Source organism: Reichenbachiella sp. MALMAid0571 (genome assembly GCF_040151475.1).
In the GTDB taxonomy this organism is placed as follows: domain Bacteria; phylum Bacteroidota; class Bacteroidia; order Cytophagales; family Cyclobacteriaceae; genus CAXBNB01.
In genome coordinates, this window is the sequence record NZ_JBDKWG010000071.1 from 1 (window position 1) to 19,727 (window position 19,727).

Consider the following 19,727-nt stretch of genomic DNA (forward strand, 5'->3'; position numbering starts at 1 on the left):
ATGTGTTTGAGTTTATAGAAATCTGGTACAACCGTAAAAGAAAACACTCATATCTAGGGTATAAAACCCCCGAACAATATGGGAAAATTAATTGTTCAATATGCGCTTAACTTTTTGTCCGGTTTTTTGTTGTAAGTCCAAAACGAATATATATTCAAGGGACACGGAGACATACAACTAGTAAATTAACGTTCTACAATCTAGTAGACCGCCGTGGGCTATAAGCCCACGGTGCACCCCCGCCTGTCCGGCAAGGCAGGTCTCGCACCACCAGATCCTTCCTTTCTAAGGACAGACACTTCAATCTTTGTACATGCTGATATGGAAGTCAATGCACCAGAGATCAAAACAACAACTCCCAAAAGCCTCAAAACATCAATCTGGATTTATATATTGGAATTGATAACTATTATCAATTTATTTGCACCTCATTTGAATGGGTAACAAGAGACAGCATGAATTATACTTTGAAGAGTATCCCCGAGAGAACTGCAAAACCAAGAGAAACGGGTTATACAATGGTGATGGACAAAGGGTTGAGTATCCGACAAGCCGAAGATATGATCAGTACATGTGGAGATTTTGTAGATATTGTCAAACTGGGCTGGGGTACTTCCTTTGTCACTTCAAATCTTAATGAAAAACTGGATTTCTACAGGTCATGCGGAATTCCTGTCTATTTCGGAGGAACACTTTTTGAAGCATTTATCGTCAGAAACCAATTTGACGATTATAGAAAAGTATTAGACAAATATCAACTTAAATATTGTGAGGTTTCCGATGGGTCTATCACCCTTGACCATAAGAAAAAGTGTGAATACATTAGCATGTTGGCTGATCAGGTAACAGTGCTTTCAGAAGTAGGGTCTAAAGACGCTGAAAAAATCATCCCTCCTTATCAGTGGATAGAGTTAATGCAAAAAGAACTGGATGCAGGAGCATGGAAAGTGATCGGTGAAGCCAGGGAAAGTGGTAATGTGGGTTTGTTCAGATCATCAGGTGAAGTAAGATCAGGACTTGTACAGGAGATATTGACAAAAATACCTACGGAAAAAATAATCTGGGAAGCTCCACAAAAGGCACAACAGGTTTGGTTTATAAAACTTTTGGGCTCCAATGTCAACCTTGGAAACATCAGTCCCAATGAGGTGATACCGTTAGAAACCATTCGACTTGGATTGAGGGGAGACACATTCGATCATTTCCTTGACCTCTGATTAAAATTATACTTCTACCGAAAACTATATCAAACCATCTATTTATAAAATTCAAATGAAAAGATATTTAGGTTGGATAATTCGGGGAGTAGCCATGGGAGCAGCCAATGTGATCCCAGGTGTGTCGGGAGGCACCATTGCTTTTATTACCGGAATCTATGAGCGCCTGATCAATGGTTTAAAGTCTTTCGACCGGGAAGCACTGATTCTTCTCTTTACCGGCAGAATAAAAGACTTTTCCAATAAAACTGACCTCAGGTTTTTACTTTCCATTTTTGCAGGCATAGGCATAGGCATTATCGGTTTTGCCCGCATACTGGAACATGCTTTTCAAAACTACGAATCACAAACACTATCTTTTTTCTTCGGACTGATTATCGCTTCCATTATTGGTGTTGGTAAACAAATCGAAAAATACACACCTGTTGTTATTGCAGGATTGATTTTGGGAGCCGTGTTGGCTGGTAGTATAGCCTTTTTACCTCCTGCAGAAGCCAATTCCAATTTCATGTACCTCACTTTGTGTGGTATGGTTGCTATATGCAGCATGATCCTTCCCGGTTTATCCGGTTCTTACATTTTACTTCTGATGGGCAATTATGTACTGGTATTGCAGGCAATCAATTCAGCAGATGTTTCCATACTTGCTCCGGTAGCGTTGGGATGTATCTCAGGAGTATTGGCATTTTCATGGTTACTGTCATTTTTATTTAAGCATTACAAAGATTTAACTATAAGTCTGCTCACAGGGTTTGTAGCAGGGTCACTTGCAGTGATCTGGCCCTGGAAAACAACAAAATATATACTGCTTGAAAGTGGCAAACAAAAACCGTCAGGATATAGCTGGCATTGGCCGGAAATGGATTCTGTATTTTTGTGGGCGTTGATCCTGGCTCTCATAGGTTTTTTATTGGTTTGGTCTCTGGAAAAGTTTACAAGTAAACCAGAGAAAGCCTGACCTTAGTCGATCTCCAAGGCTTCATCACGCCTTTTCAATTCATAAAAAAGACATCATCATGAGAAAATTCGGACTAATAGGAAAAACACTCAAGCATTCTTTTTCGGGAAAATATTTTGGAGAAAAATTCGAAAAAGAAAACATCGATGATTGTACTTATGAGCTTTTTGAGCTACCCGACATCAGTGAATTTCCCAAGCTAATTACCTCTCATAAAGGGGCACTCAAAGGACTCAATGTAACCATTCCATACAAAAAGGAAGTAATGTTCTTTTTAGATGAACTAGATTCTATTGCGGAACGTATAGGTGCGGTAAATGTGGTCAAAATAAACAGCAATGGGAGTCTAAAAGGCTTTAACTCTGACTACTATGGTTTCCGTTCTTCTCTTGAAAATTGGCTGAGCCATACCAATCTAAAAGCCCTGATTCTTGGAACTGGTGGTGCCTCCAATGCAGTAAGAACAGCTCTGGAAGACCTCAAGATTCCTTTTCAACATGTATCAAGAAATGAAGATGAGAACAGGATCACTTACAACGACATCAAACAAAATCCTCAAATCCTTAAGGATCACAAGCTGATCATCAACACTACCCCTCTGGGAACTTTCCCGGATGTTGATCAGAAACCAGACCTCCCATACTCGCAACTCACAGAAGAGCATTACTTATACGATCTGGTCTATAACCCCGAAGTGACCGCTTTTTTAGCAGAAGGAAAATCCGCCGGAGCTAAAACCAAAAACGGCAGTGACATGCTGATACTCCAGGCGGAGAAGTCCTGGGAGATTTGGAATGGGTGATAAAACTACAGTTCGTTGATAATTCCAGATTTTAAGACGAGCATTACTGGCTAAATTCTGAATTAGCTTGTAGAATTGCGGTTGTACTTTATCTCTATCCAATGAATTTCGAACTCCACTCCGAATACCAACCTACCGGCGACCAGCCAAAGGCCATTGAAAAGCTGGTGGAAGGAGTAAACAATAACGAAAAAGCACAAGTACTACTGGGAGTAACAGGCTCAGGAAAAACGTTCACCATTGCCAATGTGATACATGAAGTGCAAAAACCAACGCTCGTGCTATCACACAACAAAACTCTGGCGGCTCAACTTTACGGAGAGTTAAAGCAATTTTTTCCAAACAATGCAGTAGAATATTTCATTTCATATTATGACTACTACCAACCAGAGGCTTTTATGCCCACTTCCGGTCTTTATATAGAAAAAGACCTCTCCATCAATGAAGAAATAGAAAAACTCCGATTGAAGGCTACTTCTTCCCTGCTCACTGGCAGACGGGATGTCATAGTGGTGGCATCAGTGTCCTGCATTTACGGTATCGGAAATCCGGAAGAATTTGGAAAAAATGTTGTACGCATTGGTGTCGGTGATCAAATTTCCAGAAACAAACTCCTATTCGCTTTTGTTGATATACTCTACAGTAGAACGGAAGCCGATTTTAATCGTGGAAACTTCCGAGTGAAGGGAGATACGGTGGATATTTTTATCGCTTATGGTGATTTTGCCTATAGAATTATTTTTTGGGGAGATGAAATAGAATCCATCCAAACCATTGATCCTTACACCGGAAAGAAGATTTCGGATGAACAGGTCATTTCCATTTTTCCAGCCAATTTGTTTGTAACAGGAAAAGACGTATTGCAACAAGCTATTTCTGAAATTCAGGATGACCTGGTACTTCAAATGCAATATTTCGAAGAAGAAGGCAGGCCATTGGAAGCGAAAAGGATAAAAGAACGTACAGAATTTGACCTGGAAATGATGCGGGAACTTGGATATTGTTCAGGAGTAGAAAATTATTCCAGATACTTCGACAGGAGACAAAAAGGAGACCGCCCTTTCTGCCTGATTGATTATTTCCCCAATGACTTTTTGATGGTAGTAGATGAAAGTCATGTTACCATTCCTCAGGTGCGTGCCATGTGGGGTGGAGACAGAGCCCGCAAAGTAAATCTGGTGGACTATGGCTACAGACTGCCTTCCGCCATGGACAACCGGCCTTTGAAGTTTGAAGAGTTTGAGTCCATGTACAACCAAATGATTTACATAAGTGCTACTCCGGCAGACTATGAATTACAAAAATCTGAAGGTGTGATCGTAGAGCAGGTGATCCGGCCTACAGGTCTGCTTGATCCTGAAATTGATGTAAGGCCAAGCCTGAATCAGATAGACGATCTGATGAATGAAATAGATGATAGGGTTCAAAAAAAGGAAAGGGTGCTAATCACTACCCTTACCAAGAGAATGGCCGAGGAGCTGACCAAATACCTCGAAAATGCCGGAGTAAAGTGTAGGTACATTCACTCTGAGGTAGATACCTTGGACCGTGTTGAAATTTTACGTGAACTCAGGCTGGGAATCTTTGATGTTTTGGTAGGTGTTAATTTATTGAGAGAAGGGCTGGATCTACCGGAAGTTTCACTGGTAGCTATACTGGATGCTGACAAAGAAGGATTTCTCAGGAATGTAAGATCGCTGGTGCAAACTATAGGACGGGCTGCCCGAAATGAAAACGGGAGAGTAATTATGTATGCGGATAAAATCACAGGGTCTATGCAAACAGCAATTGATGAAACCAATAGAAGAAGGGCACTACAAATAGAATACAACGAAAAACATGGCATCACTCCTACTACAGTTATCAAATCTAAAGAGTCGATAATGGATCAAACCAAAGTTGCTGACTCTAAAAAAGATCATCAGAAATATTATATAGAAAATGAAAAACCAAATGTTGCTGCTGACCCTGTAGTGGCTTACATGGACAAAGAAGGAATAAACAAACTAATCGCAAAGACTCGGAAGAGTATGGAAAAAGCAGCAAAAGATTTAGACTTTCTGGAAGCAGCCAGGCTCAGAGATGAAATGTTTGAATTGCAAAAATTAATGGATACCAAGTAACCAGGTTTTTGCAATAAGTTGATAAAGAGAGGTTTCCACTCATACATAAACCATCATAGCTCCAAAATAAATTGCTTTTCTCGCTATTAATAGCTAAATTTTAAGGAACTATTCTCTAAAATCATGGATATTATAAAAAGTATTGATGCGTGGCTGGATGCAAAAAAAGCCCCTGTGTGGATGGACATTGTTAGAATCATCCTCGGTTTATTCATTGTCTATAAAGGCTATGAGTTCACCAGCAATTTCGACATGTTTACTCAAGATGTAGGATCTGTTGGCATGGCATTTATGGCAGCACACCTTTCCCATTATATTATTTTCGTACATCTGGTTGGCGGTATTTTACTTGCGCTGGGTACTTTCACCAGATCTATGTGCATATTAAATTTACCCATATTAGTAGGTGCGGTTATCTTCAATTACAGTCACTTCAATACAGTAGAGAAAATGGGGCTTCCAGTTGCAATTATTGTTTTGATAATGTTAGTCCTTATCATGATCTATGGTGCCGGAAAATATTCTTTAAACGCCATCAAAAAGAACAGAACTAAAAACCAAGCAGCTTAACCTCGATAAAATACTTCACCAAAAACCTGCCTCCCAGCCCTATGAGCATCACTCCTATGACTATGTTCAAATATTTCAACAATTTGGAAGTAAAAAATGGTTTGAGCTTTTGTGCATAAAAACCCTTGAGAAGATCAGTAACCAAAATAGTCATCAGAATTCCTACAAAATAGAGTACCTGATCAGATTGATAAGAGAATTTAGCAATAGATAGTTGAGTAATTCCTGCCCAAAATGCCCATACGATTGGGTTTAAGGCATTCATAACTACTCCTTTAAGATAAAGATGAGCATTGTCCAGTTTCTTCTTATTTCTTTGTTCTTTCTCAGAAAGATCAGGCTGATCATTTAAACCCAACTCTTTTGGTTTCTTATTCAATGAAAAGATGAAGGTCGAACCATAAAGTACCATTGCAGCCCCTGCCAGAAGAGACAGTAAAGTTTCACCCATACCAAAATCCAGTTTATTGAACCCTACCCATGAGGCAAATACTATAAACCAGTCAACTGTGGATACTCCTGCCAAAAAGAAAACAGCCTTAGCAAACCCTCTGTCAACCGAAATCCGAATCAACGTGAGAAATACAGGCCCGGTAGCAGTGGCCATTCCCAAACCAGTAAGCAAACCAAACAGAATAGCTTCCATTAGGTTGAAAAAAAACTAAAACATGAAAGAATTACTGCTGAAGTAAGTTGCATCTATTAAGTAAATGGGAAAATGATTGAGTAATGATAAAATGAATTCCCAACTCGCACAACATTACAACAGAGAATCTCATTTCTATTTTCTACATAAAAATCAAAAAGAGCCATGAAATACTAAGATTCCATGGCTCTTTTTCAACAAACTTCTTTTAACTACTTCACAGGAAAAGAAAGACTTGAGTTGCCTTCTTTGTCGAATGATTTTATCACCACATCTCCACTCACAGCTATAGGTGCATCATATTTCAGTGATTTGGTAGTTGGTTCGGTACCATCTGTAGTATATCGCACATCAAACCCGGGCATTGGAGTGCTGACAAACAGTTTTCCATCTTTAATAATACCACCAGGAGGTGCTATTCTGTAAGTACTTCCACCGTAAATATAATTTAGCCTTGGCAATTCTTTGTAACCGAGTTGAGCTGCAAACTGTAGCCACGCTGTGTCAATAGTACTATTTCGCTTTTTAGTATCTTCAATAGTAGCCCAAGTTGGATTTGGAGCCCAGGCCCGCTCAGCCAGACCAATGATTTTTGGTAAATAATAGTACTCCAGCATATCTGGTCCTTTTACAGTCTCACTCCACAACTGTCCTTCTATTCCTAAAATATTCTTCTTGAATTCAGGCTTTAACATTTCCTTTTCTTCAAAATCCTTATCAGAATCGTAAAGATTGCCCATGTCATCCTTTTTAGTTGACTTAAACATATCGTCAGGTATGAACTCCCATGCTGATCGTGTATTGATAAAACCAGCCCAGTACAACCCCGGTTCACGTGGGTCTTTAGAGTAAGCCAAATCAAAATAAAGATTGGTTACGTTACACAATACAACAGGATAACCACCATTGGCAAGTTTGTATCCAAGGTCTTCATTACCCCAGATGTTTTGCCATACATAAGGTATCACATCTTTATCGGAAAAATACGGATTGGGCTCAAGCACTCCCTTTTCATCAGCCTTAAGTGCCACCTCTTCCCAGCCAGCAGTCGTGATTCCTTTTTTCGTCAACATTTCATTTGCTCTTTTCAGAAAGTATGGCTGCAAATCACTTGCACTTGACAACTCGTCATTTTGAGCAAGAAACTCCTGACAAATCTTAGATTTTTCCCACGCTCCTTTTGCTACTTCATCTCCTCCGGTATGAAACCATTTCAAAGGCACGCCTGCCCTCTTATGCATATCAATGATTTCATCTATCACTGTTTCGTAAAATTTGTAAACAGACTCTCTGCACACACAAACTACGTTATCAGAATATCCCTGAGCAGATTCATAAACAGACGCATCATCAAAATCCACCAGCAGGTATTCCAACGCACCAGCCTCATCCCCTTCCACCATTTTCCTTTTATACCTCACATTCATAGCAGTAATAGCTGCTCTGGAATGCCCGGGTAAATTCACTTCAGGTATTATCTCAACATGCCTCTCATTGGCATACTGCACTATTTCTATGTATTCCTCCTGAGTGTAGTACCCCGAACCATACTCCCCGTCAACTCCCGACCCATAAGCAGGACGCAAATGAGATTCTTCGTCTATAGTGTGCCCACGACGGCCACCAACTTCAGCCAGCTCAGGCAGTTGCTTGATTTCTATTCTCCACCCTTCGTCTTCAGTTAAATAAAGTAGCAACTTATTGAGCTTGTATAAAGCCATCAAATCCAACATTTTGAAAATGGTTTCCTTCTTTTGAAAATTACGTCCTACATCCACATGCATTCCTCTGTAATTATATCTCGGAGCATCTTCAATTGTTCCCTGAGTCAGTTCAACACTTCCATTTTTTTTCGCAAACGACTCTACTGGCAATAAAGACAATATGCTTTGAATTCCATAAAATACTCCTGCTGCGTCACTTCCCTTAATTTCAATTTTATTTTCGCCTATGATTAGACTGTAAGATTCTGAGCCTGATACCTTTTCATCCAAAGTCAACACAATCTTCTTTTTAGTACCGTTGAGGTCAATCCCTATATCAGCAAAAGTTGACTTCAGGTAATCTCCTTCATTTTCCAGCCCTGAATCAAAAACGATCTCCCATTCATTATCTACAGTCGTTGTGTTACTGCCAAAAGATTGCTTTACAGGAGTAGGTACTATCTTGGTAAGATCCGGAGAAACCTTGCTCCAGTCGTATTCGAAATATGAATCTTTAGCATTTGGGATAATGTCTTTATCGGCTTTGTGCCTGTTAATTTGTTCTGGTCTGGTAAATGGTGCAATTAAAGCATTGGTAGAGAAAAATTTCTCATTTCCCTCCTGAGTATAGACAAAATACACACCTATTGGGGCATCTGCTATTTTTATCATTGACGTTTCACCATCAAATTTAATTTCCATTTCCTCACTGGCAGCCAATTTAAATCCTGCTGTTGGTGACATCTCATAAAAATCACCACCGAGGCATTTGATTTTTACTTTAGCTGTAATAGACGCATCGATGATTTTACGAGGAGCAATACTGAAATACATCTTCCAGTTTTCATCATTCAAATTATAACTCCCCTGATTCCTGAGGGTAAAAGCACTGGTAAATATGGGTTCGTCTTCACTCGCAAAATTTGTGATGAGTTCCCATGAAACACCCACATCAAACTTCGATGTGGAATCGGAAGTTTTACAAGAAACGAACGACAACAATATCAAGGAATATAAAACAAAACAATTTCTTTTCATGAAGATCAATTTTTATGGGTATATGTAAGGATAAATGTGGGAGATGTAAAAATATAGCTTTTCATTTTTAATGCAACAAAATAGAAATATTTCCATTGTCAGTAAATAAATAATTACTTGCTAGATAGTGTATATTGACTATATTTGACCCAAAAACAGCTTAAAACTACATGTTTTAAGGTAATATTAGCAATATACCATAAGTTATTGTCATTTTACTAAAAGGATAGTATATCAAAATATTACCATAATTTTTAAATATCTATTCTGATCTTTAAAAATTACAACAAATTATTTTCAAACAACATCGCTATAGAATTAGAGTATCATTATTAATTCCATTTTAACATTAAGTGTAAAAACCCATGAAAAAAAACATTTACAATTTACTCATGATCTTAAGTATATTTTCGATATCCTGTTCGGAAATACCAGAAAAAAAAGAAGCCTTATCTCTATCTCAACCTGTATATCAAGATACTCCATACCTACAAGACTATAGCATTAAGTATTACAAGCAAGAGGATGACATTACACTTTCTAAAGTATTTATGGATCGCAACGGAGTAATAAAAACCTATTCTTCTAATGGAATCTTAAGAACACATGACGGGCAATTTCTTTATCCGGGTTCTTTGATAGCAGATAAAACCTACCGCCCCATTACAGATAAAAACATTTCAGATTTAGATATTTTTCAGAATCAGTTTATTTATCTGGACGATGAAGCGGTACTTAGTGATGCATGGGCTGGAAAAGTGTTTATAAAACATGATTTACCGAAAGCCAACATTTTAGCATCAGGTAAAGACTTTGAGTTCATGATTAGTGATGGTAAAACAGTAGAATATCTGTCTGATAATAAAGTAAGTTGGAAAGGATCAATCAAAAGTGATCCTGTTACTTCTATTCGCTACGACAAAGAATCCAATAAATTCTGGATTTTAGGAGTCCAATCTCTTTCATCATTTAACCCTAACGATAAAGTTTTAAAAAATGAATTTAGTGGAATTGACTTTACTTCATTTGATATAGCAGGCAAAAAAATAATCATCGGCACTACCAATGGCTACATAGAAATAGATAAATCAACAGGCAAACAAGTTGGAAATACTCAGACCAAACTGCCCTGGACAGAAATTACCACAGTAGAAGAAATTGACGGAAATATTTGGTTTGGCTCTACTAAAGGGGCTTTTATGCTGAAAAAAGATGGTAAATTCAATTACTACTATGGCAACAGATGGCTACCGGGAAATCTTGTAACACATATTTCAAAAGGGTATGACAATTCCATACTAATACTGACCGATGCAGGCCTTGGCCAAATTGTGTTTGAAGAAATGACTCTATACGATAAGGCCATGTATTACGAACAACAAGTTCGAAAAAGACATATTCGCAATGGTTTTAACGCCACATTAGTCGGTCTTGAATTCGAAAATGTAAACTCCGGCAGGTTGGCCGATTCTGACAATGACGGGCTGTGGACTACCATGTATCTGGCTGGTGAAGTTTTTCGCTATGCGACAACAAAATCTGAAGAAGCATTACAAAACTGTATTGAATCAGTAGAAGCAATGGAAAAATTGTATAGCATCAACCCTGTACCTGGGTTCCCATCCCGGTCGTATGAAAGAAGTGGATATAAAGTGAGCTTAGCTGATCCAGATCGATGGCAGCACAGCAGCGACCCTGAATGGGATTGGAAAGCTACCACAAGTAGCGATGAAGCCATAGGGCATGTTTTCGCTTATGGTGTCATAGCAGAATTGATGGATGGTCATGAACTAAAAGACCGTGCCATCACACTTATCGACACCTTAATGAGCCATGTAGTTCGCAACGATTTGTATATGATCGATTTCAATGGTGAACCAACTACCTGGGGAAAATGGAATCCTGACTATGTAAATGCCAGGCCAAAAATGGTCGGAGATAGAAAAATCAATTCTTCTAACATCATTGGCATGCTACAAACTGCCTATCACTTTACAGGTAAAGAAAAATACAAAGAAAAGGCGTTTGACCTGATGAATAACTATGGCTATCTGGAAAACTTAATGAGGCCTATGAAAGAGATATCCAGAGCTCCGGATGATGCTGATGACTGGAGTAAAATGCTTTCAGAATCCTGGAATCACTCAGATGATGAAATGTACTTTGTAGGATATTGGGGGCTTTACAATTATGCTTTTAACGATTCCCTTAAAGCAATGTATAAAGAGGCTATTATTGATCACTGGGAAATCGAACGTCCTGAAAAAGAAGGAGCATGGAATATCATGACTGCCCTTACTGGCACACCGGAATTCGATCTGGATGAAGCGGTATGGTACCTCAAAGAGCATCCTATGGATTTGGTAACTTGGGAAATCATGAACAGTCACAGAAAAGATATTGAATTTATTGAACCAAATTTCAGAGGACAAACCCTCACTGAAGTATTGCCTCCTGATGAAAGGCCTGTTCAGCGACATAATGCCAACATGTTCAGGTTAGACAGAAACGGAGGAAACGGAAAAGACGAATATTCAGCTGGTGATATATGGTTATTGCCTTATTGGATGGGTCGTTATCTGGGTGTAATCAGCGAACCGACTAAATAATTATCTACCATGGTATTTCCCATCAAACTATTATTCCATAAAATTCGATTTTGGGGAATGTCATTACTGAAAATTTATATTATGAATGTAGTGCTAAGTGCTTGTGCTCAGGAAAAACATAAAACAGAACATCAGATTACAAACGACTTTTCATACAACCATGACCTGGACAACAATGACAACTTTTCCCCTGATGATAAGTGGCTCGTATATGACACCCGGACAGAAGAAGGTGGAATAGGAGCATGCGGAAAAATAGAAAAGGTCAATATTGAAACAGGTGAAAAGGTTGTGATGTATGCGTTAAAAGAAAATAAAGCTTACGGTCCTGGTGTAGGGGCTGTAAGCTATAGTCATACAGACAATCAGGTGGTTTTCATCCATGGGCTTATGAATATCACTCCTGAGAATCCGTACCAACAATGGAGAAGAACAGGGGTTATAGTAAAAGATTCCGATTTGGGGACACCAATATTTATGGATGCCAGAGACACTTCTTTTCCATTTACAGCAGGAGCTCTCAGAGGAGGAACTCACCGCCACGAATGGAGTGGCGATGGCAATTGGATAGGATATACTTACAATGATGCCATCATGCAGCAGTTGGAAGACTCTACCGGGCTCCCTCTCAACCTGAGAACCATAGGAGTATCCAAAAACATACAACCTGTATTTGTCAATGACATCAACAACAGAGAGAATGTTTCCGGTGAATGGTACAGTGTTTTGGTTGTAAAAGTCGTGCCCAATCCTACTCCTGGCAGTGATGAAATCAGCAGAGCAGCAGGAGATAGTTGGGTAGGTATTTCAGGATATAAAAAACCCGACGGAACTACTCAAAGAGCCAGAGCGTTCATCGGAACCGTTAAAAACAAAAAAGGAGAAAACATAGACGAAGTTTTCATTGTTGACATACCGGAAGATATCACTCAGTCTGGAGCCCTAGGAATGCTGGAAGGCGATTTAACTTCTATGCCATCACCCCCAAAAGGCACTCAACAACGAAGGTTAACCTTTACTGCTGATTCTCTGATCTCGGGTTGTCAGGGTATAGTGCGCAGTTCTTTCGACGGTAGTTTATTAGCGTTTCAGGCTTATGATGAAAAAAACATCAAACAGGTATATACCATTTCTCCATTGGGAGGAAAACCCGTGCAGCAAACATTCCATGATAACGATGTAGAAAGTGGTGTAAGATGGCATCCGTCAGAACATCGCTTCAGCTATGTCTGCCAAAATTCCATTATATCAAGAAAGATAGGAGAAAAGGAGTTTGACATTTTAACCAAACCTAGTAATCATCCTCCAGCTGACCATGTATGGTCACACGATGGTGAAAAAATAGCTTACAATAGAATTGTTACAAATGAAAAAGGAGAATCATCAAAGCAAATCTTCGTGATTCACCTCTAAAAACTATCCTATGAAATCAACATACAAAATCAAATTAATTTTCATTCTATCTTTATTGAGTTGTTTGTGTTTTACTGCAAAGAATGCACACTCACAAAGTAAGGTAGATATAACCAATTCCACCATTTGTGTCTCTTCTGCGAACAAAACAGAGTTAAAAAAAGTGGTGGAAGTATTGCAACAGGAAGCCCAAAAGAGAAGTAACATTCTCTGGAAAACAACATCACGGCTGGACAAAAAAAACAATCCTCAGATCATTGTTGCTCTTGAAAACGACAAAAAATCATTGCCTGACGTTTTTCTGAATAAAATAAATAAATTGGAAAATATAGGAGACGAAGGGTTTTATGTCACCGTTTATCCTGACCTAAACAAAGTGCTGGTTTTAGCAGAAAACAAGCGAGGAGCACTATACGGTGTTGGCTACCTGTTGCGGAAAATGGAAATCAGTGAAAGTCATGTCATAGCTGAACAATCAATTGAAACGTCCTCCACTCCTGCTTATGAAATCCGTGGACACCAATTGGGTTACAGGCCAAAAACAAACTCTTATGATGCATGGTCTGTAGCCATGTTCGACCAATACATTCGTGATCTGGCAATATTTGGAGCCAACAGCATAGAGATCATGCCACCCCGTACCGACGATGATTTCACAAGCAAGCACATGCAATTACCTGCCATAGAAATGATTGCGGAACAATCCAGAATATGCAACGAGTACGATCTGGATGTATGGATGTGGTATCCTAACATGGCATCCAACTATACTCATCCTGATACTGTTCAAAAAGAAATTGAAGAAAGGCATGAAGTATTTTCCAAATTACCAAGACTAGACCACCTGTTTGTACCAGGTGGCGATCCTGGCGACCTAGAGCCCAAAATTCTTTTTCAGTGGATGGAAAAAGAAGCTGCCATTCTCAAGCAATACCATCCCAATGCCAAAGTATGGGTTTCCCCTCAAGTATTCAGACCTACCACAGAGTGGCTGGACTCCTTTTATTCTCAGGTAAATAAAAAACCTGAATGGTTGGGAGGTGTTGTTTTTGGTCCCTGGATCAAAACGCCACTCGAAGACATGAGGAAAATTGTACGCAAGGATATTCCGATTAGAAGGTATCCCGATATTACACACAGCCTTAGTTCTCAATATCCTATTCCTCAATGGGATCTTGCCCAGGCTATTACTTTAGGGAGAGAATGCATCAATCCCAGACCTACAGATGAGAAAAATGCCCACAATGCTCTGGATCAATACGCCAATGGTAGCATTAGTTATTCAGAAGGCACCAATGATGATGTCAATAAATTTGTATGGAGCGGGCAGGACTGGAATCCCGAAACACCTGTAATAGAAACCCTGCGTGATTATGCGAAGTATTTTATAGGATTAGATTATGAAGAAGACGTGGCACAAGGTTTATTGGCAGAAGAAAAGAGCCTGCAAGGCTCATTGTTGGTAAACAAACAAGTTCAAAACACATTGTACCAATGGATGGATATTGAAAAAAGAAGTTCTGTAAAAGTCAAAGAGAATTTCCGTTTTCAAATGGGTTTGATTCGAGCATATTTCGATGCTTACATTCAAAAGCGCTTGTTGTATGAAACTTACCTTGAACAACAAGCCAAAGAAGTTTTAGCCAACTACAGTAAACTAGGAATAGACAAAGCAATTGAAGGTTGTAAAGACATTCTCTTTAAGGCAAGTAAAGAACCTATTGATCAGGCGTATAAATTAAAATGCGAAAACCTCGCTGATGATCTTTTCAAAAGCATTGGTGCACAGTTAACTATTGAAAAACATGGTGCGATGGGTGGACGTGGCAATTTCATGGACAACATCGACCATCCCCTCAATGATGCAGCCTGGATTTTCTCGAAATTATCAAAAATCAAATCAAATGATTCAGAAAGTGATAAAATCGCTATTATAGAAAGTATTATTCACAGAACCGATCCGGGTACAGGAGGGTTTTACGACAACTTTGGTAGCCCTGAAAGTTGGAATCGGGTAATCAAACACTACGATGTATCCAAAGACCCTGGCAACCTGAAAACACCTCGTGTAAGCTTCGGGGCAGGTCTGAAAAATGAAGAATGGGTACACGAAATTACTTCCAAAGGTTTTGATGGAGAAGCCATACCCATGGCATGGATGAATCAGGTAACCACGTTGTACGACCTCCCTTTGGAAATAGCTTATGACAACCTGAATCCTACAGAAGAATATTTCATAAGAGTAGCATATACCGGACGTTTTCGATCCAGAATAAAAATGACAGCCGATGAGGTAATCATTCATGATTTTATCAAAACCGGGATCGAGCCCATTTATGAATTCCCCATACCAGCCGAGATCATCAAAGATGGTAAAATCACATTCAGTTGGACTTGTGGCGAAGCTGAACGAGGAGCTCAGGTAACTGAATTGTGGATCATCAAAAAATAATTTATCATGGCTGACTTTAAGAAAGATTCTCTGAAACAAAAACTAAAAAATGGCCAAAATGTGTACGGGACTTGCATCACCTCCCCTGCACCTATGTGGCCAAAAGTAGTTGGCAATCTAAATTTGGATTTTGTTTTTCTGGACAATGAACACATTCCTTTGGATCGGTCGGAACTATCCAAAATGTGTCGCATTTACCAATCCATGGGCATCACTCCTATCGTGAGGATACCCAAGCCTGATCGATACAGGGCAAGTCAGGTAATAGATGACGGGGCTTTGGGGGTCATTGCTCCCTATCTGGAATCAACCAGGCAGATCAAAGACTTGGTGGGCGCTACCAAATACAGGCCTCTAAAGGGCACAATATTAGAATCGTATCTTAACGAAGAAAAAAAAATTCCATCAGAACTTCAGGATTACTTAAATGAATACAACCTGGGCAACCTGTGCATTGCCAACATCGAAAGTATGCCGGCAGTGGAAAATTTAGACGAACTCCTAAGTATCGAAGGTCTGGATGCAGTATTTATTGGGCCACATGACCTTTCTATAAGCATGGGAATTCCCGAGCAATACGATCATCCAGATTTTATAAAAATGGCTAAAAAAATCATCCAGAAAGCCAGAGAACACACACTTGGTGTGGGCATACATTTTTCTCTCGAACCTCAAAGACAAATCGACTGGATGAAAGAAGGTGTGAACATAATAGTACACAGCTCGGACATAGCATTGTTCAGCCAAAAATTAAAATCTGATTTGGACATGATAAAATCAGCCGCAAATGACCAAAACCTTATAACCGATTCGGACGGATCAGTTACGATTTAACTTAAACCATATTTAAAATACCCAATGAAATACATCATTTTAATCCTTTTTGTATTAGTCAACTCCTCGTTTCTTTCACTTAAAAACGACACTGTTTTTTCTCAAGATATCGCAATCATTCATGGAAGCGAACAAGGTCTGCCGGAAGGGAATATAGATCAAATAGCACTCGTAAATAATAAACCTGTGGCTACAATATCTGGTCAGTCTTATGAATGGAACAACTCTGAATGGACAAAAACTCAAAAGCGTGAGAAAATGACATTGGATATTAAAGGCCTTCCCGAAGGTTCAGGCAAACAATTGTCATTAGCCACATATATGGAAAAAACTTATGTGGGATGTGAAAACGGCCTTTTTGTTCAAGCAGGGAAGAAGTCATGGCAGCAGGTGCTACCATTCGATGACCAATACAGTTGGGCACTGAAAAAAGTAGCAGGGCTTGTCGTAGATTCAAAAGACCGCTTGTGGTTTGGTTCAAAAGAAGGTGTAGGATATTTATCCAATGGTCAATGGAAATTATTTACAGGAAAAGAAGGGTTGCCTTACAACAAATTCACCTGTGCAGTGGCCGGGTCAAATGGTGAAGTTTGGTTTGGAACAGAACATGGAGCTATCAGAGCAGAAGATGATTATTTCTACTATCGTTCCAACAGAAGGTGGCTTCCAGGAAATTATGTCAATGACGTTGCAGTAGATGCAGACGGCACTGCATGGATCGCTACCGATAAAGGTGTCAGCCAGATTATATCCAGAAAGATGACTTACAACGAAAAAGCAGACTACTTCACTCAGCAAGTAGAAGACCGACACGCCAGAATGGGATTTATTTGTCAAAGTGAATTCACTAAACAATTTGACATCACATCGACACAACTGGCTATTTCGGATAATGATGGCATGTACACTGCTAAATATGGAGCAGCCAATGCATTCAGGTATGCTTTGACTAAAGACAAACAAGCAAAGGAATTGGCCAATAGAAGCTTTTATGCCTGCAAATGGTTGGTTGACATTACTGAAAATACAACAAAAGAATTTAAAGGGTTTCCGGCCAGAGTGATCATTCCTATTGATTGGCATGAACCTATAAATGAACAATACAGCCATGAGGCCAACTTAAGGCATCAGCAAAGAGATCCATTCTGGAAAGACATTTTTCCCCGCTTTCCAAAAAGTGCCGACGGCAACTACAGATGGAAATGTGACACCAGTTCCGACGAACTGGCCGGACATTATTTCTACTATGGAATATATTATGATCTGGTAGCAGAAACAAAAGAAGAAAAAGATGCCGTAAAAAAAGTAGTCGCAGATGTTACCGATCACCTCATTCGCAATGGATTTAAACTAGTGGATTACGATGGAAAACCAACACGCTGGGGTAACTTCAATCTGGAATACTTTAATTCCATCTGGGGATGGGATCAGGAAGGCCTGAATTCAATGATGATGCTTTCATTTCTAAATGTAGCGACACATGTAACGGGTGACCCTAAGTATGAAGAAGTGGCAGAAATGCTTCGTACAAAATACAACTACCACATCAATTCTATGCACCCTAAAGAGTTTTTTCCTCCTGAAAACGCCGTTCCATGGGACAACAACCTGTGTTTGATGAGTTTATATGGTTTGTTGAATTATGAAAAAGATCCTGAAAGGATAATCATGTACCGCATTGCTCTGGAAAATGCATGGTTGCATATCAGCAAGCAAAAAAATGCATTTTGGGATGGTATATATGGAGCGTTGGCAAATTCATTTACTAAAAAAGTAGATGAGGGATATTTCAAAACAGACGAGTTGTTTGTAGAAAATCCATTGTTTGCCAAAGAAGCCATCAAACGATTTTACAAAAGTAGTCTGGATACAAAATATATGGTAGAAACACTACAAAGAATACCGTTGGATCTAATCGGATATGAAATGGATAATACCCACAGGCTGGATATTATAACCGATCCAACTCCCGGACAAAAAGAAGAGATGGGATGGAGAGTTGATGAATATGCACTTCCTATTGATGAAAGAGGACATGTTCGTCTGGATCGTGATGCATTTGTTTTACATGATTCGGAAGGTAATGGATATTCTGAGCATGAAGGTACATTCTACCTTTTACCCTATTATTTGTCCTTATACCATGATTTAATCGAAAAATAATTAAGAAACTTATCAACAAATCATACTATGCGTAATTTCTTATACCTATTTCTGACGTTGACAATGGCTGTGTCTTGTCAGTCTCCAAAAAAACAAGCCGAACCTGCCAAAGAAAAAACAGAGACAGTTGAAATCAAACCTGAACATCATGTTGTGTATTTCAAAGAAGGTAGATTCGGAGGCTGGCCTGCCAATAATGGCATGTGGTCGTGGGACAATGAAATTTTAGTTGGATTTGCAAGAGGATACCACAAAGAGCTGGGGCCTACAATGCACAACATCGATAGAGAAAAGCCTGAAGAATCATTGTTTGCACGGAGTTTGGACGGAGGAGTAACCTGGTCGGTCGAAGACCCATCTGCCGATGGCATATTGGTAGCAAGAGGATCCAGCCTTCATGGCACGGAACCTCAATACCCTAACCGAAAAGAGCCTGTAAAACTTACCTCACCGATCAATTTCATGCATCCGGATTTTGCTATGACGTTCCGTTTTATAAATTTCAATACCGGCCCATCAGTTTTTTACCACTCTTATGACAGGGGACATACCTGGAAAGGCCCTTTCACGCTGGAAATCTCCGGTATGCCAAATATTATTGCACGTACCAACTACATCGTGTTAAATCAAAATACCTGTATGGCATTTTTGTCCCTTCCAAAAGAAAACAATCAGGAAGGCAGGCCAATATGTGCCATTACCAGAAATGGTGGTCTTGATTGGGACTTGGTAGGTAAAATAGGGCCGGAACCGGATGGATTTGGAATTATGCCTTCAGCTGTTCAGTTGTCGGACAAAGATTATCTGGTGACCATAAGAAGACGGGAAGATACACATCGATGGATAGATGCCTATACCAGCAATGATGCGGGAAAAAACTGGACACTCACCGATCCTCCTGTGCCAGACTTGGGAGAAGGAAACCCACCAAGTTTGATCAAACTCAAAGATGGCAGACTGTGCCTTACTTATGGAGTGAGAGCAGAGCCCTATAGCATCTGTGCCAAAATAAGTGATGACAATGGAATAACCTGGTCGGATCAAATCGTGCTACGTAACGATGGAGGGGGAAGAGACATTGGCTATGTACGTTCATTACAGCGACCAGACGGAAAAGTAGTCACGTCCTATTATTTTCAGGATAAATTAAAATCAGAAAGGTATATAGCAGCCACCATCTGGAAACCATAAGGTTTTTA

General features: G+C 39.5%; 14 protein-coding genes. 12 read left to right on the top strand and 2 right to left on the bottom strand.

Going from position 1 to position 19,727, the window contains the following annotated elements:
* The first annotated feature begins 213 nt into the window (after positions 1 to 213).
* From AAOP42_RS01255 to AAOP42_RS01280, 6 genes are all read left to right on the top strand, one after another.
* Positions 214 to 444: a hypothetical protein gene (locus AAOP42_RS01255; protein WP_349526635.1), complete on the top strand. Its 231-nt coding sequence runs from the start codon at positions 214 to 216 to the stop codon at positions 442 to 444.
* An 11-nt stretch (positions 445 to 455) separates the two neighbouring features.
* The gene (locus AAOP42_RS01260) at positions 456 to 1,217 is read left to right on the top strand and encodes a phosphosulfolactate synthase (RefSeq protein WP_349526636.1); all 762 of its coding nucleotides are present in this window, start codon (positions 456 to 458) and stop codon (positions 1,215 to 1,217) included.
* A gap of 55 nt (positions 1,218 to 1,272) precedes the next feature.
* Positions 1,273 to 2,175: a DUF368 domain-containing protein gene (locus AAOP42_RS01265; RefSeq protein ID WP_349526637.1), complete on the top strand. Its 903-nt coding sequence runs from the start codon at positions 1,273 to 1,275 to the stop codon at positions 2,173 to 2,175.
* Between the two features lie 58 nt (positions 2,176 to 2,233).
* A complete protein-coding gene (locus AAOP42_RS01270; protein WP_349526638.1) occupies positions 2,234 to 2,977 on the top strand; it encodes a shikimate dehydrogenase family protein in 744 nt (247 codons plus the stop codon).
* A gap of 101 nt (positions 2,978 to 3,078) precedes the next feature.
* Positions 3,079 to 5,100 (top strand): excinuclease ABC subunit UvrB, encoded by a 2,022-nt coding sequence (gene uvrB, locus AAOP42_RS01275; protein WP_349526639.1) that lies wholly within the window; start codon positions 3,079 to 3,081, stop codon positions 5,098 to 5,100.
* Between the two features lie 123 nt (positions 5,101 to 5,223).
* Positions 5,224 to 5,670, top strand: a complete 447-nt coding sequence (locus tag AAOP42_RS01280; protein WP_349526640.1) for a DoxX family protein — start codon at positions 5,224 to 5,226, stop codon at positions 5,668 to 5,670.
* On the opposite strand, the gene AAOP42_RS01285 is transcribed toward AAOP42_RS01280, so the two are convergent.
* The gene (locus tag AAOP42_RS01285) at positions 5,651 to 6,316 is read right to left on the bottom strand and encodes a LysE family translocator (protein WP_349526641.1); all 666 of its coding nucleotides are present in this window, start codon (positions 6,314 to 6,316) and stop codon (positions 5,651 to 5,653) included. The two genes, AAOP42_RS01280 and AAOP42_RS01285, sit on opposite strands and share 20 nt — an antisense overlap.
* A 212-nt stretch (positions 6,317 to 6,528) precedes the next feature.
* A complete protein-coding gene (locus AAOP42_RS01290; RefSeq protein WP_349526642.1) occupies positions 6,529 to 9,057 on the bottom strand; it encodes a family 20 glycosylhydrolase in 2,529 nt (842 codons plus the stop codon).
* Positions 9,058 to 9,422: 365 nt separating this feature from the next.
* Here AAOP42_RS01290 and AAOP42_RS01295 point away from each other — a divergent pair, with 365 nt between their 5' ends.
* The 6 genes from AAOP42_RS01295 to AAOP42_RS01320 all read left to right on the top strand — a co-directional run bounded on the left by AAOP42_RS01295 (position 9,423) and on the right by AAOP42_RS01320 (position 19,719).
* Complete coding sequence (locus AAOP42_RS01295; RefSeq protein ID WP_349526643.1) at positions 9,423 to 11,666, top strand: hypothetical protein; 2,244 nt, start codon at positions 9,423 to 9,425, stop codon at positions 11,664 to 11,666.
* Positions 11,667 to 11,747: 81 nt separating this feature from the next.
* Positions 11,748 to 13,079, top strand: a complete 1,332-nt coding sequence (locus AAOP42_RS01300) for a DUF3748 domain-containing protein (RefSeq protein ID WP_349526644.1) — start codon at positions 11,748 to 11,750, stop codon at positions 13,077 to 13,079.
* Between the two features lie 10 nt (positions 13,080 to 13,089).
* On the top strand, positions 13,090 to 15,531 hold the full coding sequence (locus AAOP42_RS01305; RefSeq protein ID WP_349526645.1) for an alpha-glucuronidase family glycosyl hydrolase: 2,442 nt from the start codon (positions 13,090 to 13,092) through the stop codon (positions 15,529 to 15,531).
* A 6-nt stretch (positions 15,532 to 15,537) separates the two neighbouring features.
* A complete protein-coding gene (locus tag AAOP42_RS01310) occupies positions 15,538 to 16,365 on the top strand; it encodes an HpcH/HpaI aldolase family protein (protein WP_349526646.1) in 828 nt (275 codons plus the stop codon).
* A 24-nt stretch (positions 16,366 to 16,389) separates the two neighbouring features.
* The gene (locus tag AAOP42_RS01315; RefSeq protein WP_349526647.1) at positions 16,390 to 18,528 is read left to right on the top strand and encodes a two-component regulator propeller domain-containing protein; all 2,139 of its coding nucleotides are present in this window, start codon (positions 16,390 to 16,392) and stop codon (positions 18,526 to 18,528) included.
* Between the two features lie 27 nt (positions 18,529 to 18,555).
* The gene (locus AAOP42_RS01320) at positions 18,556 to 19,719 is read left to right on the top strand and encodes a sialidase family protein (RefSeq protein WP_349526648.1); all 1,164 of its coding nucleotides are present in this window, start codon (positions 18,556 to 18,558) and stop codon (positions 19,717 to 19,719) included.
* The last annotated feature ends 8 nt before the right edge of the window (positions 19,720 to 19,727 follow it).